General features: G+C 58.6%; 27 protein-coding genes. 16 read left to right on the forward strand and 11 right to left on the reverse strand.

All coding sequences use genetic code 11. From position 1 onward, the window contains the following. Positions 1 to 102 precede the first annotated feature (102 nt). Entirely contained in the window at positions 103 to 1377 is a 1275-nt protein-coding gene (locus FTO60_RS14955; protein ID WP_148056695.1) for an RsmB/NOP family class I SAM-dependent RNA methyltransferase, read from the reverse strand. Between the two features lie 67 nt (positions 1378 to 1444). Between FTO60_RS14955 and FTO60_RS14960 the strand changes: the two genes are divergently transcribed. Next, positions 1445 to 1624: a DUF1674 domain-containing protein gene (locus FTO60_RS14960; protein ID WP_148056696.1), complete on the forward strand. Its 180-nt coding sequence runs from the start codon at positions 1445 to 1447 to the stop codon at positions 1622 to 1624. A gap of 3 nt (positions 1625 to 1627) precedes the next feature. Here FTO60_RS14960 and FTO60_RS14965 read toward each other — a convergent pair whose 3' ends face one another. Then, on the reverse strand, positions 1628 to 1993 hold the full coding sequence (locus tag FTO60_RS14965) for a dihydrodipicolinate reductase (RefSeq protein ID WP_148056697.1): 366 nt from the start codon (positions 1991 to 1993) through the stop codon (positions 1628 to 1630). Between the two features lie 171 nt (positions 1994 to 2164). Between FTO60_RS14965 and FTO60_RS14970 the strand changes: the two genes are divergently transcribed. From FTO60_RS14970 to FTO60_RS14995, 6 genes are all read left to right on the forward strand, one after another. Continuing rightward, positions 2165 to 3187, forward strand: coding sequence for a LacI family DNA-binding transcriptional regulator (locus FTO60_RS14970; protein ID WP_148056698.1), 1023 nt, complete (start codon positions 2165 to 2167; stop codon positions 3185 to 3187). Between the two features lie 180 nt (positions 3188 to 3367). Beyond that, the gene (locus tag FTO60_RS14975) at positions 3368 to 4639 is read left to right on the forward strand and encodes an ABC transporter substrate-binding protein (RefSeq protein WP_148056699.1); all 1272 of its coding nucleotides are present in this window, start codon (positions 3368 to 3370) and stop codon (positions 4637 to 4639) included. A 99-nt stretch (positions 4640 to 4738) separates the two neighbouring features. Beyond that, entirely contained in the window at positions 4739 to 5719 is a 981-nt protein-coding gene (locus tag FTO60_RS14980) for a carbohydrate ABC transporter permease (RefSeq protein WP_148056700.1), read from the forward strand. Beyond that, positions 5719 to 6549, forward strand: coding sequence for a carbohydrate ABC transporter permease (locus tag FTO60_RS14985; RefSeq protein WP_148056701.1), 831 nt, complete (start codon positions 5719 to 5721; stop codon positions 6547 to 6549). The genes FTO60_RS14980 and FTO60_RS14985 overlap by 1 nt, the downstream gene beginning before the upstream one ends. A 13-nt stretch (positions 6550 to 6562) precedes the next feature. Then, the gene (locus tag FTO60_RS14990; RefSeq protein WP_148056702.1) at positions 6563 to 7570 is read left to right on the forward strand and encodes an ABC transporter ATP-binding protein; all 1008 of its coding nucleotides are present in this window, start codon (positions 6563 to 6565) and stop codon (positions 7568 to 7570) included. Positions 7571 to 7636: 66 nt separating this feature from the next. Further along, on the forward strand, positions 7637 to 8992 hold the full coding sequence (locus FTO60_RS14995; protein WP_148056703.1) for an alpha-glucosidase: 1356 nt from the start codon (positions 7637 to 7639) through the stop codon (positions 8990 to 8992). 142 nt (positions 8993 to 9134) lie between these two features. Here the strand turns inward: FTO60_RS14995 and FTO60_RS15000 are convergent, their stop codons facing one another. Then, positions 9135 to 9320, reverse strand: a complete 186-nt coding sequence (locus FTO60_RS15000) for a hypothetical protein (protein ID WP_148056704.1) — start codon at positions 9318 to 9320, stop codon at positions 9135 to 9137. Between the two features lie 120 nt (positions 9321 to 9440). Here FTO60_RS15000 and FTO60_RS15005 point away from each other — a divergent pair, with 120 nt between their 5' ends. Continuing rightward, positions 9441 to 10964: a winged helix-turn-helix domain-containing protein gene (locus FTO60_RS15005; protein ID WP_148056705.1), complete on the forward strand. Its 1524-nt coding sequence runs from the start codon at positions 9441 to 9443 to the stop codon at positions 10962 to 10964. Positions 10965 to 11029: 65 nt separating this feature from the next. Here the strand turns inward: FTO60_RS15005 and dapB are convergent, their stop codons facing one another. After that, positions 11030 to 11839: a 4-hydroxy-tetrahydrodipicolinate reductase gene (gene dapB / locus FTO60_RS15010; RefSeq protein ID WP_148056706.1), complete on the reverse strand. Its 810-nt coding sequence runs from the start codon at positions 11837 to 11839 to the stop codon at positions 11030 to 11032. A 76-nt stretch (positions 11840 to 11915) separates the two neighbouring features. Between dapB and rbfA the strand changes: the two genes are divergently transcribed. Genes rbfA through truB form a run of 3 tightly spaced genes read left to right on the forward strand, consistent with a single transcriptional unit; the run spans position 11916 to position 13978 of the window. Beyond that, the gene (gene rbfA / locus FTO60_RS15015) at positions 11916 to 12311 is read left to right on the forward strand and encodes a 30S ribosome-binding factor RbfA (protein ID WP_172623909.1); all 396 of its coding nucleotides are present in this window, start codon (positions 11916 to 11918) and stop codon (positions 12309 to 12311) included. Further along, positions 12311 to 13048: a phosphodiester glycosidase family protein gene (locus FTO60_RS15020; protein ID WP_172623910.1), complete on the forward strand. Its 738-nt coding sequence runs from the start codon at positions 12311 to 12313 to the stop codon at positions 13046 to 13048. Before rbfA ends, FTO60_RS15020 begins: the two co-directional genes overlap by 1 nt. A 27-nt stretch (positions 13049 to 13075) precedes the next feature. Then, positions 13076 to 13978: a tRNA pseudouridine(55) synthase TruB gene (truB, locus tag FTO60_RS15025; RefSeq protein WP_148056708.1), complete on the forward strand. Its 903-nt coding sequence runs from the start codon at positions 13076 to 13078 to the stop codon at positions 13976 to 13978. A gap of 98 nt (positions 13979 to 14076) precedes the next feature. Here truB and FTO60_RS15030 read toward each other — a convergent pair whose 3' ends face one another. The 3 genes from FTO60_RS15030 to FTO60_RS15040 are packed head-to-tail and all read right to left on the reverse strand — an operon-like array spanning position 14077 to position 15558. Continuing rightward, a complete protein-coding gene (locus FTO60_RS15030; protein ID WP_148056709.1) occupies positions 14077 to 14445 on the reverse strand; it encodes a VOC family protein in 369 nt (122 codons plus the stop codon). Positions 14446 to 14474: 29 nt separating this feature from the next. Next, the gene (locus FTO60_RS15035) at positions 14475 to 15191 is read right to left on the reverse strand and encodes an RES family NAD+ phosphorylase (RefSeq protein ID WP_172623911.1); all 717 of its coding nucleotides are present in this window, start codon (positions 15189 to 15191) and stop codon (positions 14475 to 14477) included. After that, positions 15178 to 15558, reverse strand: coding sequence for an XRE family transcriptional regulator (locus tag FTO60_RS15040; protein WP_148056711.1), 381 nt, complete (start codon positions 15556 to 15558; stop codon positions 15178 to 15180). Before FTO60_RS15040 ends, FTO60_RS15035 begins: the two co-directional genes overlap by 14 nt. Positions 15559 to 15650: 92 nt before the next feature. On the opposite strand from FTO60_RS15040, the gene FTO60_RS15045 reads away from it, so the two are divergent. The 3 genes from FTO60_RS15045 to rpsO all read left to right on the forward strand — a co-directional run bounded on the left by FTO60_RS15045 (position 15651) and on the right by rpsO (position 17504). Then, complete coding sequence (locus FTO60_RS15045; protein WP_148056712.1) at positions 15651 to 16172, forward strand: DUF1643 domain-containing protein; 522 nt, start codon at positions 15651 to 15653, stop codon at positions 16170 to 16172. Between the two features lie 108 nt (positions 16173 to 16280). Further along, on the forward strand, positions 16281 to 17108 hold the full coding sequence (locus FTO60_RS15050; protein WP_148056713.1) for a calcium-binding protein: 828 nt from the start codon (positions 16281 to 16283) through the stop codon (positions 17106 to 17108). Between the two features lie 126 nt (positions 17109 to 17234). Next, positions 17235 to 17504, forward strand: a complete 270-nt coding sequence (gene rpsO, locus FTO60_RS15055; RefSeq protein WP_148056714.1) for a 30S ribosomal protein S15 — start codon at positions 17235 to 17237, stop codon at positions 17502 to 17504. 185 nt (positions 17505 to 17689) lie between these two features. Here rpsO and FTO60_RS15060 read toward each other — a convergent pair whose 3' ends face one another. Then, positions 17690 to 18331 (reverse strand): nitroreductase family protein, encoded by a 642-nt coding sequence (locus FTO60_RS15060; RefSeq protein WP_148056715.1) that lies wholly within the window; start codon positions 18329 to 18331, stop codon positions 17690 to 17692. 125 nt (positions 18332 to 18456) lie between these two features. On the opposite strand from FTO60_RS15060, the gene FTO60_RS15065 reads away from it, so the two are divergent. Both FTO60_RS15065 and pnp read left to right on the forward strand, forming a co-directional pair. Further along, entirely contained in the window at positions 18457 to 18828 is a 372-nt protein-coding gene (locus FTO60_RS15065) for a helix-turn-helix domain-containing protein (RefSeq protein WP_148056716.1), read from the forward strand. Between the two features lie 246 nt (positions 18829 to 19074). Further along, on the forward strand, positions 19075 to 21207 hold the full coding sequence (pnp, locus tag FTO60_RS15070; protein ID WP_148056717.1) for a polyribonucleotide nucleotidyltransferase: 2133 nt from the start codon (positions 19075 to 19077) through the stop codon (positions 21205 to 21207). A gap of 122 nt (positions 21208 to 21329) precedes the next feature. On the opposite strand, the gene FTO60_RS15075 is transcribed toward pnp, so the two are convergent. From FTO60_RS15075 to FTO60_RS15085, 3 genes are read right to left on the reverse strand one after another with little or no spacing between them, the layout of a single operon-like run. Beyond that, on the reverse strand, positions 21330 to 22022 hold the full coding sequence (locus FTO60_RS15075; protein WP_148056718.1) for an ATP-binding cassette domain-containing protein: 693 nt from the start codon (positions 22020 to 22022) through the stop codon (positions 21330 to 21332). A gap of 9 nt (positions 22023 to 22031) precedes the next feature. Then, positions 22032 to 23204, reverse strand: a complete 1173-nt coding sequence (locus tag FTO60_RS15080) for an FtsX-like permease family protein (protein WP_148056719.1) — start codon at positions 23202 to 23204, stop codon at positions 22032 to 22034. Continuing rightward, complete coding sequence (locus FTO60_RS15085) at positions 23201 to 24433, reverse strand: HlyD family efflux transporter periplasmic adaptor subunit (protein ID WP_148056720.1); 1233 nt, start codon at positions 24431 to 24433, stop codon at positions 23201 to 23203. The genes FTO60_RS15080 and FTO60_RS15085 overlap by 4 nt, the downstream gene beginning before the upstream one ends. Positions 24434 to 24536: the final 103 nt, after the last annotated feature.

Consider the following 24536-nt stretch of genomic DNA (forward strand, 5'->3'; position numbering starts at 1 on the left):
ATTGGCGCGCAATATCTGCGAATGTGTCACGTCTCTGCTGCCTCTGGTCGTGCTTTGCGCATCTTGGCCTTCTCTAGACCATACCGTCCAAGAGGATTCGTGTCACGCAGGCTTTCGCAGCATCGCAATATAGAATCCGTCCATCCCGCCCTGATCGGCCCAATAATCGGGGCGCAAACGCAGGCCACCCTCCTCGGTGCGCCATGCGGGATCAACGCCATCAACCAGCACGGCGGCGCGATCAACTGTCAGTCCCTGATGCCGCTCCAACGCCTGATCAATCTGAACCTCGCCTTCATCAGGCAGCAGGGAACAGGTGCAAAACACCAGTCGGCCGCCGGGTTTCAGCAGGGCAAGCGCGTGATCAATCATCCGGCCCTGCTGTGCGATCAATGCGCCAAATTCCGACCCGTCCTTGGCATGGGGCAAGTCGGGGTGGCGACGGATCGTGCCTGTTGCCGAACAGGGCGCGTCCAGCAAAACAGCGTCAAACCCGTCAGTTTCATAGGAAAACGCATCCGAGACGATGCTTTCCGCATCCAATCCGACGCGTTTCAGATTTTCGACCACGCGCGCCATGCGTCCAGCCGAGGCATCAACCGCAACGACCTGCGCACCCGCCGCGGCGATCTGCATGGTTTTACCACCGGGCGCGGCGCATAGATCAAGGATCACCTCGCCTTCTTGCGGCGCAAGAACCTGCACGGGGATCGCCGCGGCCGCGTCCTGCACCCACCAGTCGCCAGCGTCATAACCGGCCAAAGCCGATACCTGGCCCCCGTCGGCCAACCTGACCGAACCGGTCGGCAAAACCTTGCCGCCCACGGCATCGGCAACCACCTTTGGGTCGCCTTTGGCGGTCAGATCCAGCGGCGCGCCAGCGAAATGCGCTGCCTCCATCGCGATCACAACGTCGCGGCCATAAGCATCACTAAGCGGGCCGCGCAGCCATCCGGGCAGGCGCGGAACGGCCAGTTTCGCCCAGCCTTCGGGGCCATCAGCTGCAATCTTGCGCATCACCGCATTGACCAGCCCCTTCATTGACGATGTGCGCTTGTCGCGTGCGACCAACTCGACGCAGGCATTCACAACGCCATGCCCTGCCGCACCGCCAGCAATTTCCACCGTGCCAAGACGCAAAACGTTGCGCACTGTCAGCGGCGGGGTCTTTTGCAGAAAGCGGCCCAGCATCCGGTCGGCGCGATTCATCCCGCGCAGGGTTTCAAGCGCCAGACGCTGGGCGCGCGCGCGGTCCTCGGGGGCAAGGTGTTGCAGCGCCCCTGCGCCCACCAGCTCGGACAACAGCTTTCCATTGCCCGTGATTTCATCAATCAGATGCAGGGCGGCGCGGCGCGGGGCAAGGCCTTGCTGGCTCATGTGCTGTCCTCTTGTTCAAAGCTGGTCGCGGCGTATATCAAGGGGACACCCGCCACAAGGACGCGCCATGACTGAAGACATGCCAAAAGACTTGCCCGCCGCCGCAATCCGCGCCCTGCAAGAGGCCGAGGCGCGCCGCAAGGCCACCAAGACCGATCCCTTACCGGTTGAGCTGGGTGGGCGTGACGGGCCGGAACCCGTGCGCTTTGGTGATTGGGAAAAGAAAGGGATCGCGGTCGATTTCTGAGCCTCACCGCAGGTTGAACGTCGCATCGTCACCGGCGCCGCGATCGACCGTGAAACGCATCTTGGCGTTATCCCGCACCTCGACCAGCTGGCAATTGTAGGGGATCGGCGTGCCGCTCCAGTCCATCTCGCGGCAAAAATAGCCATCCTGCCAGGCCCAGGTGCCAACCACGTCCCAGCCACTTGCGCGGCCGACGATGCTGCCGTCCGGGCGCACGTCAAGCGAAATGCCAAACAAGCCCAGGCGCAGTTCTCGCCCCTCTAAAATGGCAAGAAACGTCTCGCGTTCGGTCACCGTTTCAAATGCTTGAGCGGACGCAGGCAGGGCAAGGCCCGCCGCAACGGTGATATTCAAAATGGCTTGGCGCATGATTCAAACCTCGCTGTTTTATGCAAGATTTACGGGCCAAATGACGAACTGGTTCAATTTCTGGTCAAAACCTGACAGCAGCGGCATGCTCCCAAACGTTTCGGGCGCTATTGCGACCTTGCCCACAACGTTTCGGTTTGGCAGTCTGGCGAAGATAGGGAGATTAATTTCATGACAACGCTCAAGGATCTAAGTCGGCATCTGGGCCTGTCCGTCACGCAGGTCAGTCGCGCGCTGAACGACCACAGTGATGTCAGCAAAGGCACCAAAGAACGTGTCATGCTGGCCGCTAAGGAGTTGGAATATCACCCAAATCTTATGGCGCGCCGCCTTGTGACAGGGCGGTCGGGGATTGTCGGTCTGGTCTATCCGGAAATGCCCGACCCGTCGGATTCATGGTATTTCACGCAGTTCGTCGCGGGTCTTTCCAGCAACTTCTCGCACCTTGGGCGACAGTTCATGCTGCACATGTCGCAAGACTCTGATCACGGGGTCGAGGTCTACGACAGCCTCGTCAGATCCCGCTCGATTGATGGTTTCGTCGTGATTATCCCCGAAGTGGCCGATGCGCGGGTCGATTTCCTGCGTGAAAAGAAGGTTCCCTTTGTGCTGCATGGGCAAACGATGGAAGACCCCGACTATCCCTTTTATGACATCGACAATATCGCCGTGGGGTATGACCTGACAAAACGTCTGATCCGCGCAGGTCACACGGAAATCGCCTTTATCAACGGCCAGGAAAAGGCCTCTTTTGTGCAGCGGCGCTTCATCGGCTATGCCCGCGCGCTTGCCGAAGTCGGACTGAAGCCGCGCAAATCGTTTCAGGTCACCGGCACCATGACGGCCGAACTGGGGTTGCGCGAAACCATCAGGATGTTTCAGGCCAAGGGACCGCACCCAACCGGGATAATCGCCAGTAACACACGGATTGCAAAGGGTATTTTCGACGGCCTTGCCGCGCTGGGACTACGTGTTCCGCATGATGTGTCGGTTGTGGGGCACGATGACGCCTTGCCGGATGTGACGCCCGACCAGCTTCCTGTGTCCCTCACCGGGACAGGATCACCCCTGATCGAAAGCTGGGAACCGCTGGCAAGATATCTTGATGCCGCGCTCAATGGTGCACGGCTTGAAACGGTGCAGGAAATCGGTGCGCACTACTTTTTCGAGCGCGCCTCGGTGCGCAACATTTAGGCCCCGGCACCAGAAACCACGATGGCGTCATAGGCCGACATAACGCTCGCAAGGAATCATATTGACGCATCGGGGGTGTTGGCTCTAACGTTACCTAAACGTTTCGGGTGATCTTTTCCGATGAATCGTTTTTCGGACCGGGGTTGGGAGACCCTGCTTCACGCAACTGGGAGGAAATCCATGACTATCACTGTGAAATCCGCAATGATGCGGACCACTGCTGCGGCTCTTGCCGTGGCTTTTGGCGCGACCGCTGTCGCGGCCGTCGAGATCACCTATGTTTCGGGTGCCGTCGGCAACGCCGTCGAAGACTTCAAAACAATCGTCGCCCCTTGGGAAGAAGCGACGGGTAACACCGTGACGCTGGTGCCGATGCCCTCGTCGACCACTGACCAGTTTGGCCAGTATCGCCTGTGGCTTGCTGCCGGAAACGGCGACATCGACCTGTATCAGACCGACGTGATCTGGGCACCACAACTGGCCGACCACTTTGTGGACCTGTCCGAGGCTGCTGCCGACCTTGTCGGCCTGCACTTCCCGTCGATCATCGAATCGCAAACCGTTGACGGCAAACTTGTCGCCCTGCCGATCTTTACCGATGCACCGGCGCTCTATTACCGCGCCGACCTGCTTGAAAAATATGGCGCAGATGTGCCAACCACTTGGGAAGAACTGACAGTCACCGCACAAATGATCCAGGATGGCGAACGCTCCGAAGGCGACGACGACATCTGGGGTTTCGTCTGGCAGGGCAACGCCTACGAAGGTCTGACCGCTGACGCGCTCGAGTGGGTTAAATCCTCGGGCGGCGGACAGATCATCGAACCCGATGGCACAATCTCGATCAACAACGAAAAGGCGATCGCGGCGATCGAACTGGCTGCGAGCTGGGTCGGGACAATCTCGCCCGAGGGTGTAATTTCCTATCAGGAAGAAGACTCGCGTGGCGTCTGGCAGACCGGTAACGCTGTATTCATGCGGAACTGGCCCTATGCCTACGGTCTGGGCAACGGCGATGATTCCGCGGTTGCGGGCCTGTTCGGCGTGACAACCCTGCCAACTGGCCAGGGCTATGACACATCCGCCGCCACACTGGGTGGCTGGAACGTTGCCGTATCCAAGTATTCCGAAAACCAGGAAGCGGCGATCAGTCTTGCCATTTATCTGGCATCGGAAGAAGCACAGAAAACCCGCGCGCTGGTAGCATCCAACCTGCCGACGATCATGAGCCTCTACGAAGATGCTGATATCGCCGAACAGCAGCCGATCATCCCACAGTGGGAAGACGTGTTTCTGCAGGCTGTGCCACGTCCATCGGCCCCTACCCGTCAGGACTACAACGAAGTTTCGACACTGTTCTTCTCGGCCGTTCACTCGGTTCTGTCAGGCGACGAAGATGCCGCAACAGCGCTGGCTGACCTCGAGCTCGATCTCGAAGATCTGCTCGAATAATCTGCCGACCCACAATAATGCATCGGGCGGGCCAGCTTGCCCGATGCACCCCTTGCACCGACCCCGACAAAACGGGGCAAGCAAGACCTGGGAGGGACAATGGCTTCTACAGATATCAAAGCGCCCGGGACGGGCGGCAAGCGCGAGTTGAACCTGCAACAGCAGCGGGTCCGCGCCGCATATACCTTCTTGGTCCCGATGCTGATCATGCTTGCGCTGGTGGCGGCCTGGCCGCTGTTCCGCTCGATCAGCTTTTCTTTCACCGATGCCACGGCGGACACCATCTTCAATGGGCAGTCCGAATGGATCGGCTTTGACAATTACCTTGAACGGCGCGTGCGTTCGAACGGCGATGTGCGCTGGCGCGGTGTGCTGGTGGATGGCGATTGGTGGAACGCGGTGTGGAACACGGTGCGATTCTCGGTCGTGTCTGTCTCGCTCGAGGCTGTTCTGGGCCTGCTTGTCGCCCTTGTTTTGAACATGGAGTTCAGGGGCCGCGGGCTTGTCCGCGCCGCCATCCTGATCCCTTGGGCGATCCCGACAGTAGTGTCGGCCCGGATGTGGGGCTGGATGCTGAACGACCAGTTCGGCGTGATCAATTACATGATGATGGGCGTGGGGTTGATCGACAAACCGATTGCCTGGACCGCCAGTTCGGATACGGCAATGATTGCCGTGCTGATCGTCGATGTCTGGAAAACCACGCCCTTTATGGCGCTTCTGATGCTGGCCGGTCTGCAAATGATCCCGCGCGACATGTATGAAGCCGCAAAACTTGACGGTATCCATCCGGTCAAGGTGTTCTTCCGCGTGACGCTGCCATTGCTACGGCCCGCGATCCTTGTGGCGGTGATTTTCCGCGCGCTGGATGCCCTGCGCATCTTTGATCTGATCTACCTGCTGACACCGCAATCGGATTCGACGGTGACGATGTCTGTGCTGTCCTATCGTGAACTCCAGCAATTTGGCGACTACGGCGAAGGTTCGGCCATGTCTACGCTGCTGTTCCTCATCATCACCCTGTTCGTGCTGCTTTATATCAAGCTCGGCAAGGTCGATCTGTCAGGGGAGAAAAGCTGATGGAACGCACCCTTTTCTGGAACATCATGTTCTACTTCGCGGTCTTTCTGATCGTCGTGATCGCGGTTTATCCGTTCTACTATGCGGTGATCACCAGCTTTGAGAGTGGCACCGCGCTGTTCACGCCGAACTTCCTGCCTGAGTCATTCTCGCTGTCCAACTACAAGAATGTGCTGGGGCAAAGCAGCTTTATTCGCTCGCTTGTCAACTCGGTCTTCATTGCCGGTGTAACGGTCTGCTTTGCGCTGCTTCTGGCGGTGACGGCATCCTATGCTTTGGCACGCGTGCGTTTTCGCGGGCGCGGATTACTGTTGATGACAATCCTCGGCGTGTCGATGTTCCCGCAGATCGCCGTGCTGTCGGGCCTTTATGAACTGGTCAACCTGCTGGGCATCTACAATAAACCCTACGCACTGATCCTCAGCTATACGATCTTTACGCTGCCCTTTACGGTCTGGGTGCTGACCACATTCATGCGTGACCTGCCCGTCGAGATCGAAGAAGCGGCGATCGTCGATGGCGCAACCCCTTGGGTGATCATCACCAAGGTGTTCCTGCCGCTCTTGTGGCCAGCACTTGTGACAACCGGCCTTCTGGCTTTCATCGGCGCTTGGAACGAGTTTCTGTTCGCCCTGACCTTCACGATTTCCGAAACGCAGCGCACCGTGCCCGTGGCCATCGCCTTGCTGTCGGGTGCAAGCCAGCAGGAAATCCCCTGGGGCTCGATCATGGCGGCCAGCGTTATCGTCACGGTTCCGCTGATCGTTCTGGTCCTCATTTTCCAACGCAAGATCGTCGCGGGTCTGACCGCTGGCGGCGTCAAAGGCTAATCGGAGAGTATTCATGGCAAATATCGAACTCAAAGCTGTCCGTAAGTCCTATGGCGCGGTCGAAGTGATCAAAGGCATCGACCTTGATATCAAAAAAGGCGAATTCATGGTGTTCGTCGGCCCCTCGGGCTGCGGTAAATCCACCTTGTTGCGCCTGATTTCCGGGCTGGAACAAATCACCTCGGGTGACATGATGTTTGACGGCGAACGCGTGAATAACGTGATCCCGTCAAAGCGTGGCATCGCGATGGTGTTCCAGTCCTACGCGCTTTATCCGCATATGACCGTGTTTGATAACATGGCCTTCGGGATGCAACTGGCCAAGGCGACCAAGGACGAACAGAACGAACGCGTGCGCAAGGCCGCAGACCTATTGCAGATTGATCACCTGCTCGATCGTTTGCCCAAACAGCTGTCCGGCGGTCAACGCCAGCGCGTCGCCATTGGCCGCGCGATTGTGCGTGATCCGCGTGTGTTCCTGTTTGACGAACCGCTGTCCAACCTTGACGCCGCGCTGCGCGTGCAGACCCGCCTGGAAATCGCCAAACTGCACCACGACATGCAGGACGTGACGATGGTTTACGTCACGCACGATCAGGTCGAAGCCATGACATTGGCCGACCGGATTTGCGTGTTGCGTGACGGGATGGTCGAACAGGTCGGCACCCCTGCCGAACTTTATGACAGCCCAAATTCCACGTTTGTCGCAGGGTTCATCGGCTCGCCCAAGATGAACTTTATGACCGGCGCTTTTGCGGACGCATTTGATTGCAAGACGCTTGGTATCCGTTCTGAACACATCGAAATCGTCGAAGATGGCAGCGGCATCTGGAACGGCAAGGTGATCCACACCGAAGACCTTGGTTCGGACCACTTCCTGTTTGTCGAAATCGGTTCGGATGAACCGGTCATCGTGCGCCAATCAGGCAAATGGTTTGGCAAACTGGGCGCCGAAGTATCGCTCAGGCCGGTGGACGGTAACGTTCACCGCTTTGGGCAGGACGACAAGCCACTCGGCTGAAACGAAACTGAAATCGCAACCTAAATTCGCTCCGGTGGGATTCCGGACACTCAGAGGTTATGGAAAATGACTAAAATTGTTCTCGTCGGCGCAGGCAGCCTGCAATTCGGATCAGGCATGCTGGGGGATATCTTTCAATCCGCCCATCTGACCGATGCGCAGATCATCCTCAATGACATCAACGAAGCAGCGGCCAAACGCACCGAAACGGTGGCCAACGCCTATATTGCCGATAACGGCCTGAAACAGACGGTCAGCGTGGAATCCAACCTTGCCAAGGCCCTGCCCGGCGCGGATTTCGTAGTGATTTCCATCGAAGTCGGTGACCGTTTCAAGCTCTGGGACATGGATTGGAAAGTCCCGCAGCAATACGGCATCGGTCAGGTTTACGGCGAAAACGGTGGCCCCGGCGGGCTGTTCCACGCCCTGCGCATCATCCCGCCCATTCTGGACATCTGCGGCAAGGTGATGGAACACGCGCCCACCGCGACCGTGTTCAACTATTCCAACCCGATGAGCCGGATCACGACCACCGTGCACCGCGCCTACCCCGGCATCAAATTCATCGGCATGTGCCACGAAATCGCCTCGCTCGAACGTCACCTGCCGCCGCTTCTGGGCGTTGCACGTGACAAGATTCATTACCGCGCCGGCGGCCTCAACCACTTCTCGGTGATGACCGACGTGACGTATCTGGACAGCGGCAAATCGGCTTACGGCGATGTGCGCGCCAAAGCCGAAGACTACTTTGGCAAACAGCCCGGTTATTCCGAAATCCTCGAAGCCTCGCGCAAGACCGGCAAGGCCGTGGATACTGAAGGCTGGATGGACATCGACCTGTCACACATCACCGAAGTGCGCCCGTGGTCCGACCGTTGGTTGTTCAAGGTGATTTTGGACAATTTCGGCGCGCTGCCAATCACATATGACAGCCACTTTGGCGAATACATCCAGTGGGCGCATGATTGTTCCGACCATCGCGGAATCCTCGATTTCTACACCTATTACCGCAACTACCTGGGCCACGTGACGCCGACCATCGAAAAGGACCTGCACGAACGTGTCGTCCCGATCATGGAAGGGCTGGTGACCGGCAACGCCTACGAAGAGGCCGCCGTGAACATCCCCAACGCCGGTTTCATCAAGGATCTGCCCGACTGGATCGCCGTCGAAGTCCCCGCCAACGTGGACAAGAACGGCGTGCATGGCATCGCCGTGGACATCCCCGCCGGTATCCGTGGGTTGCTGTCCAACCAGATCGGCATCCACAACATGACCGCCGAGGCGATCTTGCAGAAAAAGAAAGACCTCGTAGTGCAGGCGCTGCTGGTCGATCCGGTCGTGACCGTGTCCAGGGGCATCCCCGAACTGGTCGATCACATGATCGCCGAACAAAGCCCGTGGCTTGATTACCTAAAGTAAAAAACAAAAGGGCCGACGATTGCGTTGGCCCTTTGGGACGGTTGGCATGCTTTACGTGGCGGTCTTGATTACCGTTGGCTTTGACTATCGCAATGGCTGCTTCGAAGCGCGCCGAATCTGCAACGATACTGACTTGATGCAATCAGAGCAGACCTTCAAAAGATGTCGTATCGGCCTTGCCGGTTTCTTCGGTATAGGCCCAAAAGCGTGCCGCCAATGATAGCCGGGGACTGTTGTCAGTCGTCGTTGGCTTGTCGCGATCATTTGAAATAGCTTTGAGAGATTGCGGATGGATGTTAGCATTTGCTGTGGTTGCTGCGAGTTTCATGTTGGCCTCATTGTGTTGCTATGAAACCAAACTACAGAGCCGGGTCACCGAGCGCTTGAACGGAAGATTATTAATGCATTGCCAATTCATGAATTTTGCTTGCCGTAAGCTTGCTGGCACATGAATTTCAAGTTTGGAGACTTCTGCGTCGACACAGAACGCCTTGAGCTTGCACGAGCTGGCGAGGTCATTGCGCTCCAACCACAGGCCTTTTCGCTGCTTGTATATCTCATTGAAAATGCGGATCGGGTTGTCTCCAAAGACGACATTCTTGAAACGGTTTGGCAGGGCCGAATTGTTGGCGATGGCACGTTGAATGCCCGCATTAATGCATTGCGGCGGGCGTTGAACGATGACGGGCACTCGCAGTCCGTAATCAAGACCTTTCCGCGCCAGGGATTTCGGTTTGTCGCTGAACTTGGCGATACACATCAAGAACCGGCCGCCACCGCTCCGGTCATTGACACTACCAGACCGCGTGCGAGCATTGCTGTGCTGCCTTTCGTCAATATAGGCGCCGATCAGGAGCAGGAGTATTTTGCCGATGGGCTTACAGAAGATCTGATTACGGATCTCAGCAAGATTGATGACTTGTTCGTCATCGCTCGAAATTCGTCATTCGCCTACAGGAACTCGCCCAAGAATGTCGTGCAAATCGGGCAGGAGCTAAACGTTCGCCATGTTCTAGAAGGAAGCGTTCGCAAGGCAGGCGATCGCGTTCGGATCAACGCGCAATTAATTGATGCAAGCTCGGGGGGGCATGTTTGGGCCGAGAGATATGACAGCGACGTTCAGGATATTTTCGCACTTCAGGACGAAATCGCGGACAAGATAATCGCCGCCCTACAAGTCAATCTAAAGCAAGGCTTGGACAAGAACCGTAGCACTCATAGTGTCGAGGCCTACGAGCTGAGCCTTAAGGGACGTGCCAAGTTTTTCATGTTCTCCCCAGAAACAAATCGAGAGTGCATTTCGCTTTTTGAGCAAGCGCTGGCGATTGACCCGACCTTTGCCGACGCATGGGCTGGACTGGTTTTCCCTTATCAAAGCGGATGGTCCTTCGCTTGGCCGGGTTACGATGACGGCCTCAAGAACGCGGCTGAAAAGGCCCAACAGGCCATCAATCTAGCGCCGAGGTCATCATTGGCCAACAGCCGCTATGGCTGGGTCCAAACATTTCTTCGCAATCCAGAGGCTTCTATCAAAAGCTTCGAAACGGCATTGGAAATTGATCCGAACAATGCAGATACATACTGCTGGTTCAGCGAGGCGTTGAATTACGCCGGGCAACCCGAACGTGCGATCCAAGCCGGATTGACAGGTCTGCAGTTCGACCCGGTTGCGCCGCCCAATGCGCTGTATCACATCGCGCATGGCTATTTTTTGTCCGGAGACCTTGACGCAGCAGAGGAGTATAACAAACGGGCCATTCGGATGGCGCCCTCATTCCCGCCGGCAAGAATCGTGATGTCTGCGATACTTGTCGAAGCTGGACGTCTCGACGAAGCCAAAGAGCAGATCGCGGATCTCTTGGCCATTGACTCCGACTACTCGTTTCAACGCTATGACGAGCGCTATCCTTATTCCAACAATGAGCACCGCAGGCGTATGACCGATGCCATCAAGTTGGCAGGGATCAAATAGCAGACATTCGCCGCAAGTCGAAACCCCACCTGGTCGGACTCAAACCAGCCTTTCCGTCCGCCCCTCTATAACCCCAGCACATCCACCATGTCATATTCTCCCGGTTTCTGGCCCTGCCCCCAGAGCGCCGCCTTGAGCGCACCGCGGGCGAACACCGCGCGGTCCGTCGCCACGTGGCGCAGGGTGATCCGTTCGCCGGCAGCGGCAAACAGCACGTCATGTTCGCCGACGATATCGCCGCCACGAATGGCCGTGAAACCAATGTCACCCCGTTTGCGCGCGCCCGTGATCCCGTCCCGTCCGCTGTCGCGCACATCTGCCAGAACCACGCCGCGCCCCTCGGCCGCAGCCTCGCCCAGCATCAGGGCCGTTCCAGACGGCGCGTCGACCTTTTCGTTATGATGCGCCTCGATCACCTCGATATCGAAATCATCGTCCAGCGCGGCGGCGACCTTTTTCGTCAGCTGCACCAACAGGTTCACGCCCAGCGACATATTCCCCGCCCGCACAATCACCGCATGGCGCGCGGCGGCCCTGATCTTGGTCAGATCATCATCCGATAGCCCTGTCGTGCCAATCACATGCACCGCACGGGCCTGTGCGGCCAATCCGGCAAACTCAACGGTGGCGGCGGGGGCTGTGAAATCAATCACCGCCTGCGCGCGTGCGAATGCCTCGACCGGGTCATCGGTCACAGTGATACCAAGTGCGGGCCCGCCCATTGCCTCGCCCACGTCACGGCCGATCCAATCGTGGCCCGCGCGCTCCAGCACGCCGACCAATTTGGCCTTGTCAGACCCCATGACCGTCTTGATCAACATCTGCCCCATGCGCCCCGAAGCGCCGGTGATGACTATTCCGTCCTGATGATGCATAGTCTTTCCCTCACGTCTTTGGCACCCCGCCAAGCTGTGTCTTGGCAAGTGTTACGCAATTCCTTACATGGGCGTCATGGCAAAGAACAGATCACACGAAGGGCGCGGCCCTTCCCAGCGGCAACTGCGGGTCGGGGAACTGATCCGGCGCCGACTGTCCGAAGTGCTGCAGCGCGGCGAAGTGCATGACCTTGACCTCGGGCGGATGATGATCACCGTGGGCGAGGTGCGGGTGACGCCCGATCTGTCCATCGCCACGGCATATGTGTTGCCCCTGGGCGGGGATAACGCCGAGGAAGCCTTGCTTGCCCTGCGAAAGAACAAGGGCGAGTTGCGCCATCTGGTCTCCAAGGCGCTGGCGTTGAAACACGTGCCCGACCTGCGGTTCTTTATCGATGAAACCTTTGACCGGATGGATCACACCCGTGCTTTGCTGGCCGAAGATCACGTGCGTCAGGATCTGGACGATTGATGCTGCGACTTGCCGTTCTGTTTGGCCTGCTTGCCGCCCCCGCCTGGGCGGTCGTCTGTTCCGATATCACCCATCTTGGTCAATCTTACACCATCTGCGAGGTCGATCCCGCCGACGATCTGCAACTTTTCCTGCGCGACACGGACGGCAGCATCCTTGGTTCGTTTGGCGCGGTTGAACAGGCTACGGGACGCGCGTTGCTGTTTGCGATGAACGCGGGCATGTATCACCCCGACCGTGCGCCGGTGGGCCACTACATCGAGGACGGCATCGAGGAAATGCGCGTGATCCCCAATGCGGGGCCGGGCAATTTCGGGATGCTTCCGAACGGGGTCCTTTGCATCCGACCCGGCGTGATCGAGGTTATCGAAACCGGTGACTATCTGAACGATACCCCCGCCTGCACCTATGCCACCCAATCCGGCCCGTTGCTGGTGCAGAACGGCAATCTGCACCCAAGCCTGATCCCGAACGGCACATCGCGATACTATCGCAATGGCGTTGGCACCGATGCCAGCGGCACCCGCGCCGTCTTTGCCATTTCAAACGAACCGGTCAACTTCCACGATTTCGCGACGCTGTTCCGCGACACGTTGGACTTGCCGAATGCGCTATATTTTGACGGCAAGGTCAGCCGCCTCTTTTCGCCCGTGTTAGGGCGCAATGATTTTGGCTGGCAGATGGGTCCGATCGTTGGCGTTCTGGCCCCGGTTGACGGCGCGGACGCGACCGACTAACCCGCCCTTTTACCTTCGGAGACTTCGATGGCACGCAAACGCAAGGGGCGCGACATTTCCGGCTGGCTGGTCGTGGACAAGCCCGCGGGCCTGACATCAACGGCCGTGGTGAACAAGGTGCGCTGGGCCTTTGACGCCAAGAAGGCGGGCCATGCCGGCACCCTCGATCCCGATGCGACCGGCGTTTTGGCTATCGCCCTGGGCGAGGCGACCAAGACCGTTCCCTATATCACCGATGCGCTCAAGGCCTACACCTTTACTGTCCGGCTGGGCCAATCTACCAACACCGATGACGCCGAGGGCGAAGTGACCGCCACCAGTGACACCCGCCCCACAGATGATGAAATCAAAGCCGCACTGGGTCAGTTCGTCGGCGATATCATGCAAGTGCCGCCTGCATTTTCCGCCGTAAAAATCGACGGGCAACGCGCCTACAAACGCGCCCGCGACGGCGAGGACTTCGAGATCGCCGCGCGCGCCCTTTGGGTCGAGGAACTGCTGCTGATCGACCGCCCCGACCCCGATCATGTCACGCTCGAGATGACCTGCGGCAAAGGCGGCTACGTGCGTGCCATCGCCCGCGATCTGGGGGCGGCACTGGGTTGCTATGGCCATGTGCGCGAGTTGCGCCGCATCTGGTCTGGCCCCTTTGATGTGGCCGATGCCATCACGCTGGACCAGATCGACGCGCATGCCAAATCACCCGCGCTTGATGCCTTTCTGCGCCCGCTTGAGGAAGGACTCCAAGACCTGCCACAGGTCCACTGCCCTGCCGACAGTGTCACGAAATTGCGCAACGGCAATCCGGCGATGGTCATGGGCGATGTGGAATACGGCGACGAATGTTGGGCCGCCCACGATGGCCGTGCGATCGCTGTGGGCGTGTTCAAGGGCGGCGAACTGCACCCAAGCCGGGTTTTCGCCGCCTAAAGCGTTTCGATTTTACATCGAGACACCGCAGATCGCTTTTCGCGTTCGCCCGAAGGGAGAGGCGGCGAACAAGCGATTCAATGTTAATTCGAAACGTCTTACCGGTGCTGATCAATCAGGATCGGGTTCCCATCCGGATCAATCACCACGAAACTGGCGGGGCCTTCAGCCTCGCCCTGTTCCTGTTCAATCGCGATACCCGCAGTTGCCAGCGCGGCCTTGATCTTGCGCACATCGGTAAAGGGGTCCACCTCGCCCGCGCTTTGATCCCAGCCGGGATTGAATGTCAGCATATTCCCCTCGAACATCCCCTGAAACAGCCCGACCAGCGTGTCGCCGTTTTTCATGATCGCGTAGTGGTGTTCATCCGTGCCGCCAAACTGGCTGAACCCCAGTTTGGTGTAGAATGCCTTTGAGGCCTGCAGGTCCTTGACCCCAAGACTGATCGAAAATGCACCTAGCTTCATCGCCTGTCCTTTCAGCTATCAGTCACATCCTAGCACAATTCGAGCGCATCCGCCCCCAGCGCGAACTGGTGACGCTGACGCAGGGTTTCGCAATGGGCGCGCACAAGGGTCGGGCGCAGGATGATATGCCATGTCTGCTGCGCAATCGGCGCGCGTTGGGCGAAGGCGGCGCAGGACAGCACGGCGACATTGGCGCGGCGTGCCGGATCGCGCACTGATTGATAGCGGATCGCCTCGCAGCCATCGCTGCGCACCTGATCAGCCAGTGCCAGACAGTCGCTGTAATCGCTTGGGTCAGCCCAGCGCCCCTGCCCGACCATCACCGGATCGGTCAAATCCACCGCCACCGCGGCGCGAATATCCGCCTGAACGGCGGTATGTTCGACGGGGCGGCGCGGCATCGGCGTGCTGGGCGAGGCACGAAAGAACGCAACCGCGCCCCAGATGCTTTCGATGACAGCCGTCAGCGCAGTTTCGGCCCCATACCACACACCCGGCGTCTGCCCCGCGCGGCGAAACCGTGATGCGCGCGGATAGCAACCATATCGAAACGGCGACCAGAATTGATAATCCAGATGCTTGCAGGCCTCGGGAACCGGCGGTTTGGACTCCTCAAGAATATCCTCAAGCACCGCATGTTCGGGATCGGTATCGACGATGCGCACCGTGGCTGACCGATACTGCCCCTCGATCAAGCGCCAGACATTGCGATGATAGGGGGCATAAGGCGTATCAGGTCGGGGCACGGGCGCCGTCAAGATAGTTCATAACGCCAACCAACCCCGCCGCCTGCATGATCAGGGCGCGCGGCGCGCCATGCAGGTCACTGTTGGGATTTTTCATCCAGCCACGGATCGTATCGGGATCACCGCCCGCGATTGCATCCAGTGACCGGAACAGGCGCACCAGACAGGCGGCCAACTCGAACGGCTTGCCACTGAGGTCAAAACCGCCGTCTTTCATCCGCGATACGGTCGCCTCGCTGACGCCAATGACCTCGGCCAGTTCCTTTTGGGTCATGCCCAATTCACGCGCGGCGTTGAACGTGGCCTTGGCCAAAACCCGGCCCCTTTCGGGACTGGCATCAAAGACGGATTTGGTTTCAAGCTGCATGATGCACCTCCTTGGCAAGGAATATACATATTCTTTCCACAGAAATCAAGATGCTGCCGTGACGACACCCAAAAGGCTTGCTAAACAGCCTCATGATCATCCGCACACATACCAAGGGCGATGCGCCCAGCACCGCTGTCTATTCCGATTGCGAGCGCTATCGCTATAGCCTGACGCGAGTCTGGGACACAGGCGGCCGCAAGGCGCTTTTCGTGATGCTGAACCCGTCAACAGCGACCGAAGTGCAAAACGACCCCACCGTCGAGCGCTGTGAAAGGCGCGCCCGTGCGCTGGGCTTTGGCGGGTTCTGTGTGACCAATATCTTTGCATGGCGCGACACTGATCCGCGCAAGATGCGCGCTGTCGCCGATCCGGTTGGCCCCGCCAATGACGCGGCAATCCTCGAGGGCACGCGATGGGCCGATCAGATCATCGCCGCATGGGGCGCGCATGGGGATCACATGAAACGTGGGGCGGCGGTCGAAACACTGCTGCGCGCCACCAGCCAGCCGTTGTTTCACCTTGGGCTCACCAAGGCGGGCCACCCAAAACACCCGCTTTATATCGCCTACACGCAGCAACCCGCTCTTTGGACGGCGGCACAGTCGGATTAACCAATTGGTAACTTTGCATGCCGCGAAACTATCGAAAAGTGCTATGAAATTTCCTGAAAACCGTTGCGGCCCAAAGCTGGCCCGCCCCTTCATGAAATCGAGATCACGATGCTTGCCCTTCTTGGACTTCTTGGAATTGCATTTGCCGGTGCCGCGCTGATTAGCCCCGAAGCCGACGATGCGGCAGCGGAAACGGCGAATATGGACGAAGACCCGCCACTGATCGACAGCCCTTCAGACGATGGCGACGTGATCTATTCCGGCGACGGGGATGACGATATCGACGCGCTGGGGGGCGACGACTATGTCGCTGGCGAAGGCGGAAATGACACGTTGGCGGGTGGCGATGGCACCGATGAATTGCATGGTGGGGCGGGCGATGACCTGATCGATGGCGGCAATGACAGCGATAGCCTGTTCGGCCATATCGGCAACGACACGCTTGATGGCGGCACAGGCGACGATCAGTTGAATGGCGGCAGCGGCGATGACACGCTGATGGGTGGCGCCGGTGACGATGCGCTGCTGGGATCGCTGGGCGATGACATGCTGATCGGTGGCGCCGGTCAGGACGTGCTGCACGGCGGGTCCGGCGACGATGTGATCGACGGCGCTACCGGCGAAGATACGGCAGCGGTTGACTACCTCAATGGCGGCGCGGGAAATGATACCGTGATCGGTAACGCCGGTGACATCCTCAGCGGCGGCACAGGTGCCGATATCTTTGCGATGGACAACACACAGGGCAGCCTGTCGGTCATGGACTATGACGCGGGCGAAGACGCGCTGGTCGTGCTTTACAGCGGCGCCGCCCCTGTCCTGACCACCGCGACCGATGCGACCGGCCTGACGCTGTTTGCCAACGGGATGCCCGTGGCCATGCTTGCTGGCATCAACACGCTTGATCTGGCCACCGTGCAACTGGTCGCGGGATAAACACCCTTTTCTTTTGGTGCGATTGCCCCTATCAGCACCCATCGCGGGCGAATCCGCGATACCCTCCAAGGGCCCTGCTGGACGACATCCCGGCTTGCGCCATCACCCTTAACCAAGGAGACCCCGATGTCGATTACTGCTGAAGAAAAAGCACGCGTGATGAAAGAATTTGCAACCAAAGAAGGCGACACAGGTTCGCCCGAAGTTCAGGTTGCTATCCTGTCGTCCCGCATCGCGACCCTTACCGAGCATTTCAAGACCCACAAGAAAGACAACCACGGTCGCCGTGGCCTTTTGAAAATGGTCGCCCTGCGCCGCAAGCTGCTGGACTACACCAAAGCCAAAGACGAAGCCCGTTATCAGGACCTCATCAAACGCCTTGGCATCCGCCGCTAAACGCACAATCGGTTACGATTTGAAACGCTCGCCACTCTGGCGGGCGTTTTGCGTTTGGTGGGGTGACTGTCCGGTTTGCGGAATGCCACAAGGCGCACCAGGGTATGTGATGCGCCTTGCGGGCCACTGCTGAAAATGGGCGGCCAATCTTCGCCGAACGCCCGTTCTATGGTAACGGCTTTGCCTCAGTCGACGTGGGTGACAATCGTATCAACCGATTTGCGCACTTTCTTCATCGGCAACAACCAGTCGCCGCTCGCATCGCGGTAACCCAAAGGCATCAAAACCAGCGACCGCAAGCCGCGTTCTTTCAAACCAAGGATCGCGTCCACGGCTTCTGGGTCAAACCCTTCCATCGGCGTGCTGTCTACTTCCTGTTCGGCAGCGGCCACCAGCGCGACACCCAGCGCGATATAGGCTTGGCGCGCAGCGTGAGCATGGTTCACCTCGGCCTCGCGCGGCAGGTAGTTGGCTTTCAGTTGATCATAGTAGGCATGCAGCATCGGCAGATCGCCACGGGCATCGACGTTCAGCCCAACAACCTCATCAATGCGCGCGTCAGTGTAGTTGTCCCAGGCTGCAAACACCAAAAGGTGTGACCCATCGATGATCTGTGCCTGCCCACCAGCGGCTTCGGCGATCTGGCCACGTATCTTCGGGTTCGTCACGACGATGATTTCAAACGGCTGGGTCCCGCTCGAAGTAGGGGCCATGCGGGCCGCCTCGATTATGGCCTCGACCTTATCCTGCGGCACGGCTTTTGCGGGGTCCATTTTCTTGGTGGCGTAACGCCAGTTCAGATGGTCGTTCAGAGTCTTAGTCGTCATGGTTTTGGTCCTCTTGGCAAAGCCCGTCACGGGCAGTATACATTTGTAACCGACGATGTAATGAGAACCGTATTGCGCTACAAGAAGGCACATTTCTGAGCCTCGGTCACAAAAAGGGAACCGCCATGCTGGACAGCAAACAATGCCCCGACTGCAAACAGATCAACGAGGTTCTGTCACACGTCGGCGACCGGTGGAGCGTTCTGGTAATTATCTCGCTGTCTCAATACGGAACGCTGCGGTTCAATGAACTCAAGCGGAACCTTGGCATTTCGCAACGCATGCTAAGCCTGACATTGAAAGAACTGGAACGCGACGGCCTCGTGCACCGCACCTACCATCCGACGATCCCGCCCAAGGTGGAATACACCCTCACCGAGATGGGGCAGTCCTTTCGTGAACCAGTGAGCGCGCTAGGCCATTGGGCCCTTAACAATCTGACCAGGATCGCAGCAGCGCGCGAAGCTTATGATCAGGATATGGGCAATTCGTCGTAAGAACGGCCGCCAATTGACCCGCCTTCCAAGGCAGACTTTGGCGCACCGTGCGATGAAGGCCTCCCTTGTCCCCCCCAACAGACTCACCTTCCCCTTCCCAAAGCGCCCAATCCAGTATATGGCGCAGCCATCTGAGACGTGATGCTTGATCCCGGCATCGTGCAAAGGACAGGGATCGGCGGCAATGGGGCCGCCATGCAATAGGGCACTTGGAACGCCAAGATAGGCCCGGATAGGAAACGATAGATGTTCAACGAAGTGAAAAAATCCATTCAGTGGGGCGAAGAAACGCTGACACTGGAAACGGGGAAGGTTGCCCGTCAGGCAGACGGTTCCGTGATCGCCACCTATGGCGAAACCTCTGTGATGGCGAACGTGACGTTCGCAAAACAGCAAAAGCCGGGGCAGGACTTCTTTCCGCTGACCGTGCACTACAACGAAAAGTATTATGCTGCCGGCAAAATTCCCGGCGGGTTCTTCAAGCGCGAAGCGCGTCCGACCGAAAAGGAAACGCTCACAAGCCGCCTGATCGACCGTCCGATCCGCCCGCTGTTCGTCGAAGGCTTCAAAAACGAAGTCCTCGTGATCTGCACGGTGCTGTCCCACGATCTGGTCAATGACCCCGACGTTGTCGCCCTGATCGCCGCATCCGCTGCGCTAACAATTTCCGGCGCACCCTTCATGGGTCCGATTGCGGCGTGCCGCGTTGGTTTCGAGGATGGCGACTACACGCTGAACCCCGAAATCGACGACATGCACAAGCTGCGTGACAACCCCGAGCAGCGCCTTGATCTGGTTGTTGCAGGCACCAAAGACGCCGTGATGATGGTCGAATCCGAAGCTTACGAACTCTCCGAGGCTGAAATGCTTGGTGCGGTGAAATTCGCCCATGACCAGATCCAGCCCGTCATCGACCTGATCATTGATCTGGCCGAAGATTGCGCCAAAGAGCCGTTTGATTTTCAGGCACCTGACTACAGCGACCTGTCTGCTGCAGTCAAAAAGGCTGGCGAAAAAGCAATGCGCGCCGCGTTCGCGATCACCGACAAGCAAGAGCGCACGACCGCTGTTGCCGAGGCCCGCGAAACCATCAAAGCCGCGCTGAGCGAAGAACAGCTTGCTGATGAAAACCTTGGGTCAGCCATGAAAAAGCTGGAAGCTGGCGTGCTGCGCGGTGACGTGGTCAAGAACGGCAAGCGGATCGACGGGCGCGCCCTTGATACGATCCGTCCGATCATCAGCGAAGTCGGCATCCTGCCCCGCACGCACGGGTCGGCCCTGTTCACACGTGGCGAAACCCAAGGTCTGGTTGTGACCACATTGGGCACAGGCGACGACGAACAGATGATCGACGCGCTGCATGGCACCTACAAGTCAAACTTCATGCTGCACTATAACTTCCCACCCTATTCGGTTGGTGAAGTGGGCCGCTTTGGGTTCACGGGTCGTCGTGAAATTGGTCACGGGAAACTGGCTTGGCGCGCCCTTCAGGCTGTTCTGCCCGCCGCCACCGATTTCCCCTACACAGTCCGCGTTGTGTCCGAAATCACCGAATCCAACGGGTCGTCCTCAATGGCTTCTGTCTGCGGCGGTTCGCTGTCGATGATGGACGCCGGTGTGCCTCTCAAGGCACCAGTTGCCGGTGTTGCGATGGGTCTGATTCTCGAAGATGACGGCTCATATGCGGTTCTGTCGGACATCCTGGGTGACGAAGACCACCTTGGCGATATGGACTTCAAGGTTGCCGGCACGGAAAACGGCATCACCTCGCTGCAGATGGACATCAAGGTTGCGGGCATCACGCCCGAAATCATGGAAAAGGCACTCGCGCAGGCCAAGGACGGGCGCATGCATATCCTTGGTGAAATGTCCAAGGCCCTGACCTCGGCCAGCGATTTCAGCGTTCACGCACCACGCATCGAAACGATGCAGGTGCCCACCGACAAGATCCGCGAAGTGATCGGCTCGGGCGGGAAAGTGATCCGCGAGATCGTCGAAGTCTCCGGCGCAAAGGTCGATATCAACGACGAAGGCATCATCAAGATCGCATCGCCAAACGGCGAGGCGATCAAGAAAGCCTACGACATGATCTGGTCCATCGTCGCCGAGCCAGAAGAAGGCAAAATCTACAAGGGCAACGTCGTCAAAATCGTCGATTTTGGTGCCTTCGTGAACTTCTTTGGCAAGAAGGACGGCCTTGTGCACGTCTCCCAGATCGAAAACCGCCGTTTGAACCACCCCTCGGATGTGCTGAAAGAAGGTCAGGACGTCTGGGTCAAGCTGCTGGGCTTTGACGACCGCGGCAAGGTGCGCCTGTCGATGAAAGTCGTCGATCAGGAAACCGGTGAAGAGGCCAAAGAAGAAAAAGCCGAGGGCTAATCCCCAACTCTTTGCGAAATTTAGAAAGCCCCGATGGAACCATCGGGGCTTTTTTGATGTGAGATGCATCCGACCCAAACAAACCGGACGGAACGACGAACCAAAAAATCCCGTGCGCGGTTCTACACTGACGCCGCACTATCCTTGATCAGGCGGCCATCCTCCATCGTTAAAATCCGGTCGGCCATGTCCAAAATGCGATTGTCGTGGGTCACCATCACCGTGGTCGTCCCGCGCACCCGGCCCAGTTCCTTAAGCATCCGCACGATATTAACGCCACTGTCCTTGTCCAGCGCGGCAGTTGGTTCATCGGCAAAGATGATATCGGGGTTGCCCACCAGCGCACGCGCCACCGCAACCCGCTGTTTTTGCCCTCCCGACAGGTTCTGCGGCAGATAGGTCATCCTGTCGCCCAAACCCACCAGTTCCAACGCCTTGCGTGCCGCCTGCGTATAGGTCGGCCCCTGCAGCCCGTGCACCTGCAATCCCATCAGCACGTTCTGTTCTGCGGTCAGGCTTTCGTGGAGGTTGTGCGCCTGAAAAATGAACCCCAAACGCTTACGCAGCATTTCATGCGTCGCCTTGAGGGCGCCATTCAATTCATGGCCCAGCAGACGCACTGATCCGTCCTGCACATCACGCAAGCAACCGGCCAGCGTCAGGATCGTCGTCTTGCCCGACCCGGACGGCCCCATCAGGATTGTCAGATCGCCCCGTGCTATGTTCAGGTCAAAATCAAAGATCGCCTGTTTGCGCGCCTCGCCCGTCCCGAACCAGTGGTTCAGCCCCGCGATCTGCAACACTTCATCACCCATGCGACGCCCCTAGAACAGATCGGCCGGATCGGCGGCAGCCAGCTTGCGTGTGGCCAGAACACCCGACAGGGCACAGGCCGCGAGCGTGCCGAAGAACACCTGAAATGCCATCGTACCCGTCAAAACGATCGGCAGTGTTGTCACCTCGCGCATCCCCGACAAAAGTCCATAGCCGATGATAGACCCCGGGATAAAGCCAAAGACCGCAAGGATCAGCGCCTCCTCAAGAACGATCCCAAGAAAGAACATCTGCCCGTATCCCATTGCCTTGAAGGTCGCGTATTCGCGCATGTGATCGGCCACATCCGTGGACAGCACCTGATAGACAATGACGATCCCCACAAGAATGCCAATCACCACACCGAAGCCGAAAATGATCCCCGTCGGGCGCTGCGTGTTTTGATAGGTAATGTCTTCTTGCATGGCGTCCGCGTAGCTACGGATGCGCAGGCTTTTATCCGATATTTCGCCGCGCAACCGGTCGGCCACAATTGCCGGATCGGCCCCGCTTGCGACCTGCAAAAAGATATGATCGGGCGCACCCGCACTGCGCCCGTTCGACAACGCCAGAAACGACTGGTCCGACATGACCATATGCCCGTCACTTATAAATCCGCCGCCACCTTGAAAGGTATCGAACAGGGTCACAGTCTGGCCCGATACCTCGAATGTCTGCGGTGATTGCGGGCGGATAGCCGCGGCGATATCGGGCGACAATCCGCGCGTGTTCATGTCGATGATCGCACCGTTTTGCAGCCGCAACGGCGCAAGTTTGCGCTGCAGATCAGGTGACAGAAATCCATCGCTGTTGGGGTCAATCCCAAACGCCAACAGCCCCAGTGTCTGGTCGGACTGCTGCCAGTTCATCATGCCGATATAGACAGGCGTGGCGGCAATGACATCCGGGTCGGCCAAAGCCTGAAACATCCATTGGCGGGCAACATTGTCACCTTCGGTCAACGCATTCGCGTCCTGCGCCGAGATCATGATATCGACGTTGAAAAAGTCATAAGGGCGCAGCGTCGCCGTCGAAATGGACGACGCCAGCCCAAGCTGCACAAACACCAGAACATTGGCAAAGGCGACGCCGGTAATCGCCGCCGCCAACCGCCCCTTGGAATGGGTCAGCTGTAGCCAGCCAATCGGCAAGCGCCCGAATAGCACAGCAAGTAACCGGCTCATTGCGCCGCCCGCGTGTCGATCCGCGCGATGACCTCTAGATTGGTATACCGCGCCGCTATCACCGAAGACTCCGCGTCCAGTTCCACCAGCACCGTAACAACCCGCGCATCGGTGTTTGCCGCCGTTTCGTCTGACAACAATGATTGGCGGCCAACCGTCAGGCCGATACTGACGACCCGCCCCGACAGGGTGCGCTGGATCGCTTCGGCCACCAGTTCAACCGGCTGACCGACTGCCACCATCGAAATGCGATCCTGATAAATCTCGACCTCGGCCATCATCACTTCGGTATCGCCCATCATCAGAATCCCGTCGCTGGGCGGTTTTTCACCGGCGCGGACATGCACATCCAGCACGACGCCATCAATCGGCGCGACCACTTGGGCACGCGACAAATCGCGGCGTGCGCTGGCCAGGTCACTGCGCGCGGCGTCCAGATTGCGCGCCGCCACCAGGACGTCGGGCTGGGCATCGATATCGGCACTTTCATAGCGGGCAAGCGTGGCACGGGCGCGATCAACCGCGCGATCGGCCTGCAGACTGGCCGATTGCACGACATCAAGCGCGGCCTGCGTGGTCACACCGCGCTGGAACAATTCCTGACTGCGGATCAATTCCGATTGCGCCTCAAGCGCTGCAATCTCGGCCTGCTCCAGGCTTGCGCGGGCCTCGTCAGTGGAAATCTGGACGGCCTGACGGGTCTGCAGCAGGCTCGCGGCGCGCACCGCCACGGTTGCTTGGGCGCGGGCAACCGCACTTTCCAACTGCGCAGCGTTATCCAGCAGGGCAACTACATCGCCAGCGGCGACACGGTCACCTTCAGCCACCAAAACCTGCGCAACACGGGCATCGCCCGCACCAAAAGGCGGCGCGACGGTCGAAATATCGCCACGCGGCATCAGACGGGCCAGACCGATCACATCAGTCACCTGCAGGGTCTGCATCACGTCAGCGGGTAGGGAAATTTCAGGCGGCAGCGCAATCGGCGCGCTGGTCCCCGCACCGGGTTGCAGGCCAGTTATCTGAAAAAACTTTTGCAGGCCCGGAGGCTGAAAATATAGCCCGATAACAGCGCCCAGAAACAACAACGCGGGAATCGCCAAAAGGCGCAGATGCCGCCAGCGGCTTGGCTTTGGCGGGGCGACCTGTGACATTTCGTTTTCAGTGCCGTCATGGCGCACAACCAGATCGGGCAGGTCTGTGGCGGTATTGGTTTTGATATCCTGCACCTAAACCGTCCTGTTCAGTTTTATCCACACTACGCCTGCGCCAGCATTTGTCCAGCCGTCGAAACGCAAAAGGCCCCGCCTTAACGGGGCCTTTCATTCGCAA

This window comes from Octadecabacter sp. SW4 (assembly GCF_008065155.1).
Taxonomy (GTDB): Bacteria; Pseudomonadota; Alphaproteobacteria; order Rhodobacterales; family Rhodobacteraceae; genus SW4.

Excerpts from the sequence above, each read along its gene's own strand:
- FTO60_RS14955 (WP_148056695.1), bottom strand. The coding sequence starts at position 1,377 with ATGAGCCAGCAAGGCCTTGCCCCGCGCCGCGCCGCCCTGCATCTGATT.
- FTO60_RS14960 (WP_148056696.1), top strand. The coding sequence starts at position 1,445 with ATGACTGAAGACATGCCAAAAGACTTGCCCGCCGCCGCAATCCGCGCC.
- FTO60_RS14965 (WP_148056697.1), bottom strand. The coding sequence starts at position 1,993 with ATGCGCCAAGCCATTTTGAATATCACCGTTGCGGCGGGCCTTGCCCTG.
- FTO60_RS14970 (WP_148056698.1), top strand. The coding sequence starts at position 2,165 with ATGACAACGCTCAAGGATCTAAGTCGGCATCTGGGCCTGTCCGTCACG.
- FTO60_RS14975 (WP_148056699.1), top strand. The coding sequence starts at position 3,368 with ATGACTATCACTGTGAAATCCGCAATGATGCGGACCACTGCTGCGGCT.
- FTO60_RS14980 (WP_148056700.1), top strand. The coding sequence starts at position 4,739 with ATGGCTTCTACAGATATCAAAGCGCCCGGGACGGGCGGCAAGCGCGAG.
- FTO60_RS14985 (WP_148056701.1), top strand. The coding sequence starts at position 5,719 with ATGGAACGCACCCTTTTCTGGAACATCATGTTCTACTTCGCGGTCTTT.
- FTO60_RS14990 (WP_148056702.1), top strand. The coding sequence starts at position 6,563 with ATGGCAAATATCGAACTCAAAGCTGTCCGTAAGTCCTATGGCGCGGTC.
- FTO60_RS14995 (WP_148056703.1), top strand. The coding sequence starts at position 7,637 with ATGACTAAAATTGTTCTCGTCGGCGCAGGCAGCCTGCAATTCGGATCA.
- FTO60_RS15000 (WP_148056704.1), bottom strand. The coding sequence starts at position 9,320 with ATGAAACTCGCAGCAACCACAGCAAATGCTAACATCCATCCGCAATCT.
- FTO60_RS15005 (WP_148056705.1), top strand. The coding sequence starts at position 9,441 with ATGAATTTCAAGTTTGGAGACTTCTGCGTCGACACAGAACGCCTTGAG.
- dapB (WP_148056706.1), bottom strand. The coding sequence starts at position 11,839 with ATGCATCATCAGGACGGAATAGTCATCACCGGCGCTTCGGGGCGCATG.
- rbfA (WP_172623909.1), top strand. The coding sequence starts at position 11,916 with ATGGCAAAGAACAGATCACACGAAGGGCGCGGCCCTTCCCAGCGGCAA.
- FTO60_RS15020 (WP_172623910.1), top strand. The coding sequence starts at position 12,311 with ATGCTGCGACTTGCCGTTCTGTTTGGCCTGCTTGCCGCCCCCGCCTGG.
- truB (WP_148056708.1), top strand. The coding sequence starts at position 13,076 with ATGGCACGCAAACGCAAGGGGCGCGACATTTCCGGCTGGCTGGTCGTG.
- FTO60_RS15030 (WP_148056709.1), bottom strand. The coding sequence starts at position 14,445 with ATGAAGCTAGGTGCATTTTCGATCAGTCTTGGGGTCAAGGACCTGCAG.
- FTO60_RS15040 (WP_148056711.1), bottom strand. The coding sequence starts at position 15,558 with ATGCAGCTTGAAACCAAATCCGTCTTTGATGCCAGTCCCGAAAGGGGC.
- FTO60_RS15045 (WP_148056712.1), top strand. The coding sequence starts at position 15,651 with ATGATCATCCGCACACATACCAAGGGCGATGCGCCCAGCACCGCTGTC.
- FTO60_RS15050 (WP_148056713.1), top strand. The coding sequence starts at position 16,281 with ATGCTTGCCCTTCTTGGACTTCTTGGAATTGCATTTGCCGGTGCCGCG.
- rpsO (WP_148056714.1), top strand. The coding sequence starts at position 17,235 with ATGTCGATTACTGCTGAAGAAAAAGCACGCGTGATGAAAGAATTTGCA.
- FTO60_RS15060 (WP_148056715.1), bottom strand. The coding sequence starts at position 18,331 with ATGACGACTAAGACTCTGAACGACCATCTGAACTGGCGTTACGCCACC.
- FTO60_RS15065 (WP_148056716.1), top strand. The coding sequence starts at position 18,457 with ATGCTGGACAGCAAACAATGCCCCGACTGCAAACAGATCAACGAGGTT.
- pnp (WP_148056717.1), top strand. The coding sequence starts at position 19,075 with ATGTTCAACGAAGTGAAAAAATCCATTCAGTGGGGCGAAGAAACGCTG.
- FTO60_RS15075 (WP_148056718.1), bottom strand. The coding sequence starts at position 22,022 with ATGGGTGATGAAGTGTTGCAGATCGCGGGGCTGAACCACTGGTTCGGG.
- FTO60_RS15080 (WP_148056719.1), bottom strand. The coding sequence starts at position 23,204 with ATGAGCCGGTTACTTGCTGTGCTATTCGGGCGCTTGCCGATTGGCTGG.